General features: G+C 51.4%; 11 protein-coding genes. 9 read left to right on the top strand and 2 right to left on the bottom strand.

The annotated features are described in order from the left end of the window. Positions 1 to 19: 19 nt before the first annotated feature. The 9 genes from ACFVS2_RS12410 to ACFVS2_RS12370 all read left to right on the top strand — a co-directional run bounded on the left by ACFVS2_RS12410 (position 20) and on the right by ACFVS2_RS12370 (position 10,330). Positions 20 to 1,555, top strand: a complete 1,536-nt coding sequence (locus ACFVS2_RS12410; RefSeq protein ID WP_390234224.1) for an ABC transporter substrate-binding protein — start codon at positions 20 to 22, stop codon at positions 1,553 to 1,555. Positions 1,556 to 1,627: 72 nt separating this feature from the next. Beyond that, positions 1,628 to 2,569 (top strand): ABC transporter permease, encoded by a 942-nt coding sequence (locus tag ACFVS2_RS12405; RefSeq protein WP_390234221.1) that lies wholly within the window; start codon positions 1,628 to 1,630, stop codon positions 2,567 to 2,569. A 15-nt stretch (positions 2,570 to 2,584) separates the two neighbouring features. Next, entirely contained in the window at positions 2,585 to 3,418 is an 834-nt protein-coding gene (locus ACFVS2_RS12400; RefSeq protein ID WP_173619207.1) for an ABC transporter permease, read from the top strand. A 25-nt stretch (positions 3,419 to 3,443) separates the two neighbouring features. After that, a complete protein-coding gene (locus tag ACFVS2_RS12395; protein WP_390234218.1) occupies positions 3,444 to 4,664 on the top strand; it encodes a serine hydrolase domain-containing protein in 1,221 nt (406 codons plus the stop codon). Positions 4,665 to 4,682: 18 nt separating this feature from the next. Beyond that, positions 4,683 to 5,657, top strand: coding sequence for an ABC transporter ATP-binding protein (locus tag ACFVS2_RS12390; protein WP_390234216.1), 975 nt, complete (start codon positions 4,683 to 4,685; stop codon positions 5,655 to 5,657). Next, complete coding sequence (locus ACFVS2_RS12385) at positions 5,654 to 6,622, top strand: ABC transporter ATP-binding protein (RefSeq protein ID WP_390234213.1); 969 nt, start codon at positions 5,654 to 5,656, stop codon at positions 6,620 to 6,622. The genes ACFVS2_RS12390 and ACFVS2_RS12385 overlap by 4 nt, the downstream gene beginning before the upstream one ends. Positions 6,623 to 6,666: 44 nt before the next feature. Then, positions 6,667 to 7,575: an N-acetylmuramic acid 6-phosphate etherase gene (gene murQ, locus ACFVS2_RS12380; protein WP_390234210.1), complete on the top strand. Its 909-nt coding sequence runs from the start codon at positions 6,667 to 6,669 to the stop codon at positions 7,573 to 7,575. Positions 7,576 to 7,602: 27 nt separating this feature from the next. Then, a complete protein-coding gene (locus ACFVS2_RS12375; RefSeq protein ID WP_390234208.1) occupies positions 7,603 to 9,018 on the top strand; it encodes an FAD-binding oxidoreductase in 1,416 nt (471 codons plus the stop codon). Continuing rightward, positions 9,011 to 10,330 carry a (Fe-S)-binding protein gene (locus tag ACFVS2_RS12370; RefSeq protein WP_390234205.1) on the top strand — a complete coding sequence of 440 codons (1,320 nt, stop codon included), beginning with the start codon at positions 9,011 to 9,013 and terminating at the stop codon, positions 10,328 to 10,330. The genes ACFVS2_RS12375 and ACFVS2_RS12370 overlap by 8 nt, the downstream gene beginning before the upstream one ends. A gap of 38 nt (positions 10,331 to 10,368) precedes the next feature. Here ACFVS2_RS12370 and ACFVS2_RS12365 read toward each other — a convergent pair whose 3' ends face one another. Both ACFVS2_RS12365 and ytvI read right to left on the bottom strand, forming a co-directional pair. Further along, entirely contained in the window at positions 10,369 to 11,613 is a 1,245-nt protein-coding gene (locus ACFVS2_RS12365) for a pyridoxal-phosphate-dependent aminotransferase family protein (protein WP_390234202.1), read from the bottom strand. A 93-nt stretch (positions 11,614 to 11,706) separates the two neighbouring features. Next, positions 11,707 to 12,738 (bottom strand): sporulation integral membrane protein YtvI, encoded by a 1,032-nt coding sequence (gene ytvI / locus ACFVS2_RS12360; RefSeq protein ID WP_390234199.1) that lies wholly within the window; start codon positions 12,736 to 12,738, stop codon positions 11,707 to 11,709. Positions 12,739 to 12,930 lie beyond the last annotated feature (192 nt).

The following is a 12,930-nucleotide window of genomic DNA, read 5'->3' as shown; positions in this document are numbered from 1 at the left end:
CAACAGAGGGGGTAACATCGTGAAAAAAAGAGTATTGGCAGGCTTTTTCCTATCATTGTCTCTCGTGCTTTCCGCTTGTTCTGGTGGAGGAACAGCACCCGCAGAGCAAGGCAAGTCAGCAGAAGGACAAGCAAAAACAGAACTGATCGTGGCAGCCGAGCAAGAGCCAGTGGGCTACGATCCGCACAAAGTTCCAGCCGCATCCAGTTTGCGGGTCTATGCGCTCATTTACGATAGCCTGACCAAGTTGGACGAGAACATGAACATCGTACCGAACCTGGCAGAGAAATGGGAGATTGCGCCAGACGGAAAAACGGTCACGATGTTCCTGCAAAAAGGCGTCAAATTCCACAACGGAAAAGACATGACGGCAGAGGACGTAAAATTCAGCTTTGAGCGAATCATGAATCCAGACACGGGTTCAATCGCGAAATCGTATTTTTCCAGCGTAGAAGCAATTGAAGTGAAAGATCCGACAACGGTTGTCTTCAAGCTGAAAAATGCAGACGCATCGTTCGTAGCGAACACGGCAAGTGCTTATGCTTCCATCGTGCCAACAGGCTCCACTGACCTGACCAAGGAAGCAATCGGTACCGGTCCATTCAAAATGGAAAAAAGTGAGTCGGGACAATATGTCCTGCTGAAGAAAAATGCGGATTACTTCAATAAAGAACTGCCAAAGGTAGAGTCCATCAAGTTCCAAATCATGAAGGACGAGGCGGAGCGTCTCGCTGCGATTCGTTCCGGTAAAGTCGACATCAGCATGGTGTCTGCTGATTCAGCGAAGCTGTTGGAGGGCAAGCCAGGCGTACAGATCAAAAACTACCAATCCCTGGAGTACAGCTACCTGGGCATTAACGTAAACAAAAAGCCTTTTGACAATCCAAAAGTGCGCGAAGCGATCAGCTATGCCGTTGACCGTAACCAAATTATCCAGACTGTTTGGAAAGGGGAAGCGACTCTGACTGGTCCGATCGCGCCTGCGTTGACCAATTCGGCTTTGGACCCTGCTACTTATCCGACCTACAAAACAGATGTAGAAAAAGCGAAGCAATTGCTGGCGGAAGCAGGCTATCCAAATGGTTTCGAGACCCAAATCGAGACAGCAGCAACTTACCCAGACATGGTAGAAACGGCACAAGTGATTCAACAACAGCTCAAAGCAATTGGCATCAATGCGAAGATCAACCAGCTTGAGTGGGGGAACTACATCGATACGTGGAAATCCAAGGACATGAACTTGATGGTAGGCCGCAACACTTCTGGTGTAGATGCTGACCGTTCCATGCGCTTCTTCTTCTCGACAACTGGTTCTGCCAACGTGTGGAACTACTCCAACCCTGCCTACGATGAACTGGTGCAAAAAGCACTGACGACAGTAGATCAGAGTGAGCGCAAAAAGCTGTATGACGAAGCACAAACCATGCTGGTAGCAGATGCACCAAACCTGTTCCTGGCATCACCGAAAAACTACTACGCGGTGCGTGACAATATCGATTTCACACCGACCGCAGCGGGCGAAGTATACTCGCTGATCAAAACTTCGATCAAGTAATGTAGCATACGTGTGATGAAGGCTCCGCCAGAGGTTAGGCGGAGCCAAGTTTCTAAATATGGAGGGAAACTCGTGGGATCTTATCTAATCAAACGTGTCGCCAGCCTGATTCCCATCCTGTTTGGCATATCCGTCTTGATCTTCACGATCCTGCATCTGGTGCCGGGCGATCCAGCTTCCATCATGCTAGGAACGAGTGCCACACCGGAAGCGATTGCGGCGTTAAATAAAAGCATGGGGCTGGATCAGCCGTTGATTAACCAGTACCTGCATTGGATCACAGGAATCCTGCAAGGGAATTTTGGTGTATCGGTCCACACAGGAGAAGAGATTTTGCCCCAAATTCTCAAGCGTTTTGCCATCACCATGCAACTGACTGTATTTGGCGTTCTGATTGGATGGTTGCTCGCGATTCCGTTCGGGATTCTCTCGGCGATTCGCGCTCATTCCAAAACAGACATCGTGGTTCGTGTGTTTACGCTACTAGGCATTTCTGTTCCGAACTTTGCCATCGGGACCCTGCTCCTGCTCGGCTTTTCGCTTTATTTCAACTGGTTCCCACCTATTGATGTGGTGAACTTCTGGGATGATCCGATCGAGGCGTTCAAGGTATTCATACTGCCTGCGACAACGATGGGGATTGTGGTGGCTGCTGGTGTGATGCGGATGACTCGTTCTGCGTTTTTGGAAACCATGGACAAAGATTTTATTCGGACAGCGCGGGCCAAGGGCAACAGTAAATGGACAATCGTTATGGGCCATGCGTTCCGCAACTCTTCGATTCCGATCGTCACGATCGCAGGTATGCAGATTGGTTACCTGCTGGGCGGGTCTGTGATCGTCGAGCAGCTGTTCTCGATTCCTGGTCTGGGCCAGTACATTCTGGAAGGAATTTATCAGCGGGATTATCCGGTTGTACAGGGAGGCGTTTTGTTCGTCGCTCTGGTGTTTGTCCTGGTCAATCTGCTCATCGACCTGATCTATACCTGGATTGATCCACGTATCAAGTATTGACAAGGGGAATGCGACATGAGCACATTTCGAAAGCGTTTTTTGGCGAATAAGACAGCCGTCTTCTGCTCCATTTTGCTGGCGTTGCTCTGTTTGACGGCAGTGCTGGCTCCGGTGTTGGCTCCGCATGACCCGACACAAATGTTTCAGGATCATCGGATGGAAGGCAGCTCGGGTGAGTTTTTGCTAGGTACGGACCAGTTTGGTCGTGATATTTTGAGCCGCATCATCCACGGTGCGCGCGTATCGCTTGTGGTCGGGCTTTCTGCCGTTCTTGTCAGTGTCGTTTTCGGTACGCTGTTTGGCTTGATCGCTGGCTACTTCGGGCGCTGGATTGACGGTTTTATCATGCGCTGTATGGACGTTCTGTTTGCTTTTCCGGAAATTTTGCTGGCGCTGGCGATTGTCGCCGCATTAGGGCCGGGAACCTTCAACACGATCATGGCTATCGGGATCGTGAACATTCCGATCTTCACCCGGACGGTGAGGGGAGCGGTTCTCTCTATCAAAAATCTGGAGTACGTAGAAAGCGCTCGTGCCATCGGTGCGAGTACACCGCGTATCTTGTTTCAGGAAATTTTTCCGAATGTAACGGCACCACTGCTGGTTCAATCCTCTCTGGCGATTTCAGGTGCGATCCTGACAGAATCGGCCCTCAGCTTTTTGGGCTTGGGGATTCAGCCGCCAGACCCGTCATGGGGCGGGATGATTTCAGAGGCGCGCCGCTACATGGAGCTGGCTCCGGGCATGATCATCTGGCCATGCATTGCCATGACGGTGACGATTCTTGCTTGCAACATGTTTGGGGATGCCGTCCGTGATATTCTCGACCCGCGTCATCGTGGGAAATAGGAACGATAGGCTGAGGTGAGAACGAATGAACGTGCAACAGTTCAGAGAACGAATGGAGTCCAGTCTGACGCGAGGGATTCATCAGGGCATTTTTCCAGGAGGCGCTGTCAGCATACTGCGAAAAGATGCGCCTGCTGTGACAGTTTGCATGGGAAAAACAAGCTATGGACATGATGGAAGGCCGGTTTATAGTCAAACGCTGTACGATATGGCCTCTTTGACCAAGGTGATGGTGACCTTGCCACTCATCCTCATCAGTGTGCAGGAAGGCAAGCTCTCGTTGACTGACTCCGTGACGACCTACTTGCCAGAATTGGCGAGCGCCCACGATCAGGAACGCAAAGGGCAGATCAAAATCATTCACCTGCTCACACATACATCGGGACTTCCTGCATGGCGTCCGTACTTTTTACTGGGGAAAAAACGGGAGGACTATTTGCGGCTCATCGCAAACGAGTCGATGCTGAATGACCCAGGACGTAGCGTTGTGTACAGTGATTTGGGATTCATGCTGTTGGGCTTTTTACTGGAGCGTATCTGGGACGAGGAACTGGACGCGCTTTCGAAGCGACTGATTTTTCAACCGAGCCGAATGCTTCATACGAGCTACTTGCCGCTGGAACAAACACGTCTGCAAGGAATGGACATCGCTGCTACGGAGAAGGGAAATGCCTTTGAACAAGAGATGGCTGTGACTTTTTTGTCGGAGCTGGCAGAAGCCAGACATCCATTGGCGTTGGAATGGCAGCAAGCTTTGACCGGATACAGTTGGCGAGAAGGAGTTATTAGTGGCACGGTTCACGATTGCAACGCCCACTATGGCTTGGAAGGTGTCAGTGGGCACGCCGGACTTTTTTCCACCTTGGCTGATACAGAGCGCTACATGCACATTTGGACGAGTGGGAAGGCTTCCGTACAGCTTGATCCGACGCTGTGTGCCTTGGCTACTCGCGCACTCACAGACCATTCGATTCATCGCAGAGGACTGGGATGGATCATTTCCTCGACAGGCGGCTCCTTAGAACAGCTTGCCGCAGGTTGCAGTGGGGGAGACCTTGTTTCGGAGCGCGCCTTTGGGCATACCGGCTTTACAGGAACGTCGATCTGGTCGGACCCGGCGAGAGACGTGACGCTGATTACATTGACAAACCGCGTGCATCCTGTTGCGAGCCCGTTAATCGGGGCGTGGCGGACCGCTCACCATAATCGATTATTTTCTGTGATCAAACCTGACCACACATCCTGATGAAAAGGGGGAGTACTCATGGCAGCAATGCTTACGATTGATGATTTGCGAACTTCTTTTATCCAAGCAGGCAAAAAGCTGACCGTGATCGAGGGTGTCAGTCTCTCTGTAGAGCCTGGTGAAACCGTCGGTGTGGTCGGTGAATCCGGATGTGGAAAAAGCGTGACCAGCATGTCCATCATGCAGCTCTTGGGACGGAATGTGGAGATGACCGGGAGCATCCGTTTTCAAAACAAGGAGCTGCTCTCACTTACGGATAAACAAATGCAGACGATTCGCGGCAATCAGATCGCGATGATTTTTCAGGAGCCGATGACTTCGCTCAACCCATTGCATTCGATCGGCAAACAGATCAGCGAGCCACTTCGTCGGCATCTCGGATTGTCTAAACAGGAAGCCAAGCGAAGGACGATCGAGCTTTTGAAAGAAGTCGGAATTCCGCGTGCCGATGAAATCATTTCCGACTATCCGCACCAATTGTCAGGCGGGATGCGTCAACGTGTGATGATCGCGATGGCGATGTCTTGTGCGCCCAAGCTCTTGATTGCCGACGAACCGACGACGGCGTTGGACGTGACGATTCAGGCGCAAATATTGGAACTCATGAAAAAAGTCCGGCAAGAGCAAGGCACTTCCATCCTGCTTATCACACATGATCTGGGAGTCGTGGCGGAGATGTGTCATCGCGTCATCGTCATGTATGCAGGTCAAATCGTAGAGGAAGCCGACGTCAAGCAGCTGTTTGACGAGCCGAAGCATCCGTATACGAGAGGGCTTTTGAAATCGATGCCTTCTGTCAGTGTCAACCAAGAGCGTTTGGATGCGATTCCGGGCTCGGTGCCTCTTTTGAGCGAAATGCCAGTGGGATGTCGTTTTGCACCGCGCTGCTCACAGGTCATGGATATTTGCCGCGAGAAAAATCCAGAGCTTACGCCTGTCGCAGACAACCAAAAGTGCCGCTGCTGGCTGTATCGCGAGGAGGACATGCAATGAGGCAACCACTGCTGGAAGTCAAATCATTGACCAAGCATTTCACGAGCAAGCAAGGATTCTTCAGCAAGGAGAAAATCGTACGTGCCGTCGATGGAGTCAATCTGACTGTTTACCCAGGCGAGACTGTCAGTATCGTAGGCGAATCAGGTTGTGGGAAGTCCACGACAGGACGCTGCATCCTGCGCCTGATTGAACCGACTGATGGAGAAATCTTTTTTGAAGGACAGGATATCCGCAAGCTCAATGAATCAGAGCTCCGACGGGCTAGACGCAACATGCAGCTCGTGTTTCAGGACCCGTTTGCCTCGCTGAACCCACGAAAAACAATCGGCCAGCTTTTGGAGGACCCACTCATCATCCACGGCATCGGCAATTCAGTAGAACGCCGCAAGCAAGTCGAGGAGATGATCCAGATCGTCGGCCTCTCCAAGCAGCAGCTGGATCGCTTTCCGCATGAGTTTTCCGGTGGTCAGCGCCAGCGGATTGGCATAGCAAGGGCACTGATTTTGCGCCCGAAGCTGATTGTGGCTGATGAGCCTGTATCTGCTCTGGACGTGTCGATTCAGGCACAAATTTTGAACCTGATGCAAGATTTGCAAAAGGAATTCAATCTGACGTATTTGTTTATCTCGCATGATTTGAGTGTCGTCCGCCATATTTCTGATCGGGTAGCGGTCATGTATCTCGGAAAAGTGGTGGAGGTAGCGGATAAACAATTGTTGTACGAGAAACCAACACATCCCTATACACAAGCACTGTTATCAGCGGTGCCTGTACCGAATCCCCATTTGACGACCCAGCGGATCATTTTGGAGGGAGACCTGCCTAGTCCAGCGAATCCGCCGTCTGGCTGCACATTTCATCCGCGTTGCCGCCACTGTATGGACATTTGCAAAACAGTCGCGCCAGTGGCTAGCGAGGTTTCAGCAGGGCACTTTGTCACTTGCCATCTGGATCAGTCATGAAGTGAGCATGGGGCAGTAAGATTGAAAAGGAGGTTCGATAGAGCATGAATCTGGAGAACTTGCAAGCATTGACGACTGAAGGAAAAAACGAGGGCAGCAGTGATTTGGATCAATTGAGTGCCCGAGGCATCGTACAAATGATGAACGATGAGGACAAGAAGGTTCCTTATGCAGTAGAGCGCGTCCTCGATCAAGTATCCGATGCGGTAGATGTCATCACACACGCATTGGAAAAGGGCGGAAGACTGTTTTACTTTGGTGCTGGAACGAGTGGACGCTTAGGGATCTTGGATGCGTCCGAGTGCCCACCGACCTTTGGTACCCAGCCTGAGCTCGTTCAGGGTGTGATTGCAGGCGGACCATCCGCACTGGTACGCGCGGTAGAAGGTGCAGAGGATTCTTTTGAATTAGGCCAAGAAGATGTGCATAAATACGGCGTGACCAAAAATGATGTGGTCGTAGGGATCGCAGCCAGTGGACGGACTCCGTATGTTCTCGGTGTTTTGGCGGAGGCACAGAAGATCGATGCCAAGACGATTGCTGTCTCTTGCAACAAGCCTTCGTACATTAATGAAGGTGTAGATGTAGCGATTAATGTCGTCGTAGGACCGGAAGTATTGACCGGATCGACGAGGCTCAAGGCAGGAACGGCCCAAAAGCTGGTGCTGAACATGCTGACGACAGCGACGATGATTCGTTTGGGAAAAGTGTACGGAAATCTGATGGTAAGCGTGCAGGCGACCAACCTCAAGCTGAAGGAACGAGTAAAGCGGATCATCATGGAAGTGACCGGAGCGAGTTACGAGGAAGCGGAGCAACTGGCTGATCAGGCAGACGGTGATGCGAAGACAGCCATTATCATGAAGCTGACTGGATCGAGCAGGGAAGAGGCCACTCGTCTGTTGAATGTTACCAATGGAAGAATCAGGGAAGCCATTCAGCAGTTTGACTAAGTTTTTGGGAAAGGATGGAGAGATTCCATGTTGCCAGAATCCATTCGCGAAGAGCTGCGTGCCATCGTCGGAGAGAAAAACTGTCTCGACAAACAGGAAGCATTAGTCGCCTATTCGTATGACGCGACGCCGATGCAGCAAGCATTGCCGGATGTGGTCGTCATGCCGAAGAGCACAGCCGAAGTCCAACAGGTCATGCGAGTTGCAGCGCGACATCACATCCCGATTGTGACGCGTGGAGCAGGCTCCAATCTATGCGGCGGAACGATACCAGTCGGTGGCGGAATTGTCTTGGTATTGAGCCGGATGAATCAGATCGTAGAGATTGACGAGCAAAATTTGACGATAACGGTGCAGCCGGGGGTTCGAACGGTCGACATCCATCAGGCGGTAGAGGCACTCGGTTTGTTTTACCCACCAGATCCAGGCAGCATGGTCATCTCCACGATTGGCGGGAATATTGCGCTCAATTCGGGTGGACTGCGTGGGTTGAAGTACGGAACAACCAAGGATTACGTGCTGGGTCTCGAAGCTGTGTTGCCGAACGGTGAGGTCATCCGTACCGGGGGCAAGCTGATGAAGGATGTGGCGGGCTATGATCTGACCAAGCTCTTGGTCGGCAGCGAGGGCACATTGGCGATCATTACCGAGGCTATTCTCAAGCTGATTCCGAAGCCGCAAACACAGCGAGTCATGCTGGCTATGTTTGCAGATATGGCACAGGCGGCGAGGTCTGTTTCCGATATTATTGCCAATCGCATCATTCCTGGCACGCTTGAATTTCTCGATCAGGGTACAATCCGTGTTGTCGAGGATTTCAAACAGATCGGGCTTCCGACAGATGTGGCGGCGATCCTCCTGATCGGTCAGGATGGAGAGCCGCAGACAGTCGATCGGGACATGGAGCAGATCGCGGCTATTTGCCAGAAGAACGATGCCGTCCAAATCAAAGTAGCGACGACAGCCGAGGAAGCGGATGAGGTAATGACTGCTAGACGCAGTGCGCTCGCCGCATTGTCAAGGATGCGTCCTACGACCATTTTGGAGGACGCGACCGTTCCCCGCGCCGCGATAGCACCGATGGTCGCCGCGATCCAAGAGATTACAGAGCGTTACGGACTGCAAATATGCACCTTTGGCCATGCAGGTGACGGCAATTTGCATCCGACCTGCATGACAGACGCTCGCAACACGGAAGAGATCGAGCGTGTCGAGCATGCCTTCGAGGAAATTTTTGCTGCGGCAATCGATTTGGGCGGAACGATTACGGGAGAGCATGGCGTAGGGATCGTCAAGGCACCGTATTTGGAGTGGAAAGTAGGAGCCGCAGGTATGGAGATCATGAAAGGCATCAAGCACGCTTTCGATCCTCACAATCTCCTGAACCCTGACAAGATGTTTGCCAAACAGTCCCGGAACAGAGTGGTGGTCCAGCGTGCTTAAAGAAGCCTTGGTAAATAAACTCGATTACGATGAACTGTCCAACTGTATGCGCTGTGGCTTCTGTCAGCCAGCCTGTCCGACCTTTCGGGAAACAGGCTATGAGGCAGCTTCTCCACGAGGTCGCATCGCCTTGATGAAAGCCGTAGCAGACGGTGTCATGGAGCCGGACAAAGATTTCGTCGATCAAATGAATCTCTGTCTAGGCTGCCGAGCATGTGAGCCTGTATGCCCAGCAGGTGTGCCGTACGGTCAGCTGATCGAGCAGACGAGAGAAGCGATCGAAGAGGTACAGGAGCATCCATGGTGGGTCAAAGCCGTCCGCAAGCTCGCGTTTTTTCACCTGTTTCCTCATCAGAAGCGCATGTACCAGCTCGGCGGGCTTTTACGCTTCTATCAGCGCTCAGGTGTGCAAAAAGCTGCTCGCAAGCTGGGAGTGTTATCCATCCTACCTAAGCAAATGCGGGAAATGGAAGCGATCATGCCTGAAGCATCTGGAAAAGGTATCGTGGACTTTTTCGGTGGCACGGTTATTCCAGCCGTAGGCGAGCGCAAGTATCGCGTAGGAATGTTTCACGGCTGCATCATGGATGTCCTATTCAATGAGACGAATCGCAACACCGTGCGGCTTCTGAGTGAGGCAGGCTGTGAGGTCATCGTCGCTCCAGACCAGGTGTGCTGCGGTGCTCTCCATGCACATAGCGGTGAGCGTGAACAGGCTCGCCATCTGGCGCGAAAAAATGTGGCTGCTTTTCACAAGGCTGATGTGGATATCATTGTATCCAATGCAGGCGGTTGCGGGGCGATGCTGCAAGAATACGACCATTTGCTGGCGGAGGATGCCGAGTGGCAGGAGAAGGCACAATGGTTCGCTTCACGCGTGAAGGATATTAGCGAGGTGCTTGCACTCATCGTCGAGCCAAAAGAATGGCAATCATTGCCGCAGCGGATCACCTATCAATCCTCCTGTCACCTGCGCAACGGGATGAAGGTGACAAAAGAGCCGGTGAGCCTGTTGCAAGCCATTCCAGGAGCCACATACGTACAGCTTCGCGAGGGAGATCGCTGCTGCGGCTCTGCGGGCATTTACAATCTGGTGCAGCCTGAGATGGCCGGGAGCCTCTTGGATGAAAAAATGGGCCATGTAGCGGCTACCCAAGCGGACATTCTCGTGACCTCGAATCCGGGCTGTCTGTTGCAAATGAAAGCAGGCATTCATCGAGCTGGACTGGAAGGAAAGATGGAGGCCGTGCACATCGTCGATTTATTGGCGCGTGTTCAGCAGGAAGAAAAGCCCTTGTCTACCCCTGAGTGAGTGGGGGATGACAAGGGCTTTTTCCGCTGAAGAGGGGTTTAGCTGTGTTGTGCTTTTTCCTGATCGTAGATATCCAGCGCGGCTTGAACGGCGCGCCCTGCGTGTACACGGGCTCCATGCCGGATGAGAACCGCTTCCAACGCCCCTAGCACATGCAAAATATTTTTCTTCCGGCAGCTGTAGCCCATTGTGCCAATCCGCCAGATTGTCCCTTTTAGCGGCCCGAAGGAACTGGCAATTTCAATATGAAAATCTTCGAGCAGCATGGCGCGGACTGACTCTCCGTCCAGTCCCTCAGGAATTTTAATGCAGGTCACGACGGGAAGTTTGCAAGCCGGATCGCCGTAGAGCTGCAATCCCATCGCCAATACACCTGCGACCAAGGCTTGTTCATGCAAGCGATGTCTGGCGAATCTCGCCTCCAGACCTTCCGTGAGGACAATGCGCACTCCCTCGCGCAAGGCGTACAGCATCGTTGTCGCCTCCGTATGGTGGTTCAGCCGTGCGGGTCCCCAGTAATCCATGAGCTGGCTCAAGTCAAAATAGTTGCTGCGGATCGTTCGGGTGTGAATAGATTTCGGAGCAGAGGGATCAGCGAGTCCACGCTCAATTTTTTTCCGTTGGAGCAAGAGTGCTTCTACACGAGAATTAAACGTGATAGGAGCCATCCCAGAGGGGACAGACAAGCATTTTTGTGTGCCGCCAATACATGCGTCGATGTACCAATCGTCTACCTTCACTTCTGTCCCGCCGATCGAAGCGACAGCATCGACGACAAATAGGACATCCATCTGGCGGCAAGCTTCTCCGATTTCTTTCAAAGGCTGAACACATCCGGTGGATGTTTCGCCATGAACCATTGCTACGATTTTGGGCTGAACTCGCTCGATTTCGGCAATGACGTCCTGCGGTTCAAAGACACTTCCCCAGCGCGTTTCCATCGTAATCACATCTGCGCCGTACCTTTCCGCAATCTCCGTGAGCAGGTGCCCGAAGCGTCCATAAATGGGTACAAGCACCCGATCTCCTGGTTCGATTATGCTACACAAAACGGCCTCAATGCCCGCCCGGGAAGTTCCGTCAATAGGGAATGCCCAATGATTGGATGTCTGAAACAATTTCCGAAGCATTTCCATTGTTTCGTTCATGATGTTCGTAAATTCTGGATCAAATTGCCCCAAAATGGGTGAACCCATCACGCGAAGAACACTAGGCTCGGCCTCGACGGGCCCTGGCGTCATGATTGTTCGTTGTGAGGTGGTCAGTTCTTTGTATGCACACATAAGCTCTCCCCCAGATCTTTCTATATCAACGGCCGCTTTTCCGATTCTATCACCGGAAAAAACGGCCGCAGCACTACCAATCTTTTGTGCCCATCAAAAATCTATTTTGAAATTCAAGAAACCAGCTTTCCGCAGCGCCTCGTAAATGATGACGAGCGCTGGACCGAGTATGAGCCCGAAAAATCCCATTACCTGAAATCCGAGGAACAAGCTGACAAGAGCGGCAAGGGCACTAATTCCCAGATTAGATGCGAGTACCTTGGGCTCAATAATGCGGCGGACGACCGTAATCACGAGGAAAATGACGATCAGGCCGATTGCCAAATAAGAGTTGCCCATCAAGAAGTTGTAAATAGCCCATGGGACGAGGAACGAACCTGCGCCCAAGATGGGGAGAATATCGACGAAAACGATCATGAGCGAAATGACGGCTGCATACTTGACCTGCAAAATAAGCAATCCCAAAAAGGACAGCGTGAACGTCATCAGGCTCAAGATGATTTGCGCACGTAAAAAACCAAGGGTGGCACGGTTCAATTGAGAGATAACCACCTCGACCTTTTCACGAGCAGATACCGTAAACATTCTCATGAAGCCCGCACGCAATTTCGGCAAATCGAGACTGATCAAAAACAAGGCAACCAAGTAAATAATTGTCGAGATCAAAAAGCCCGGAACGATGGCTGCCACACCGAGAATGCCTTTGGCAACCGTGGAGGCTGAAGTAAGCGCCCAGCTTTTAAGCCCAGTGAAGACACTCTGGATTTCCGAGACGGTTTCGGCAGGTAACGATTCATAGTAAGTTTCCCAGCTCATCAAATAGGACTCGACCAACTCAAAAATATGCTGCGAAAAAGCGGGTAATCGCTGAGCCAAATCAATTCCCTGAATCACGATCTGCGTACCGATCCAGTACAGTACGATCCCAAAAGAAATGAGGAATAGGAAAAAGGAGGCGATTACCGAACTCATCCGATTCATTCGTAGCCTTTTGATAAGAAACAAGACGAGCGGCTCAACCAGAATTGCTGTTAACAGTGCTAGCAAAAAGGGGACGGAGTAAGGTAAAAGAAACAACCCGACTGCAAGAACTAGTAGCAGGATGATCATTTTCCGAATCGTCATGACTGCGCTCCATTCTGAATGAAAAATCGCTGAAAACTGATTCCCTTATTTTATCATTTTTCCAGAAACGAATACAACGAGCCCCATAATATCGCGATTCGTAAGGAAATATCAGAAAAAATAAAGAAATGAAAAGAATACAAAAAAGGGGAAAACACAAAAAGTCATGATATGATGCTCACCTATATACCA

Origin of the sequence: Brevibacillus sp. NPDC058079, from assembly GCF_042885155.1 — a bacterium.
GTDB lineage: Bacteria > Bacillota > Bacilli > Brevibacillales > Brevibacillaceae > Brevibacillus.
Note: the sequence above shows the minus strand (reverse complement) of the source record. Positions and strands in the feature narration are given on the sequence as shown.

Bases quoted from the DNA above. Each gene is read 5' to 3' on its own strand.
- murQ (WP_390234210.1), top strand. From the start codon at position 6,667: ATGAATCTGGAGAACTTGCAAGCATTGACGACTGAAGGAAAAAACGAG.
- ACFVS2_RS12400 (WP_173619207.1), top strand. From the start codon at position 2,585: ATGAGCACATTTCGAAAGCGTTTTTTGGCGAATAAGACAGCCGTCTTC.
- ACFVS2_RS12390 (WP_390234216.1), top strand. From the start codon at position 4,683: ATGGCAGCAATGCTTACGATTGATGATTTGCGAACTTCTTTTATCCAA.
- ACFVS2_RS12365 (WP_390234202.1), bottom strand. From the start codon at position 11,613: ATGTGTGCATACAAAGAACTGACCACCTCACAACGAACAATCATGACG.
- ACFVS2_RS12385 (WP_390234213.1), top strand. From the start codon at position 5,654: ATGAGGCAACCACTGCTGGAAGTCAAATCATTGACCAAGCATTTCACG.
- ACFVS2_RS12375 (WP_390234208.1), top strand. From the start codon at position 7,603: ATGTTGCCAGAATCCATTCGCGAAGAGCTGCGTGCCATCGTCGGAGAG.
- ACFVS2_RS12395 (WP_390234218.1), top strand. From the start codon at position 3,444: ATGAACGTGCAACAGTTCAGAGAACGAATGGAGTCCAGTCTGACGCGA.
- ytvI (WP_390234199.1), bottom strand. From the start codon at position 12,738: ATGACGATTCGGAAAATGATCATCCTGCTACTAGTTCTTGCAGTCGGG.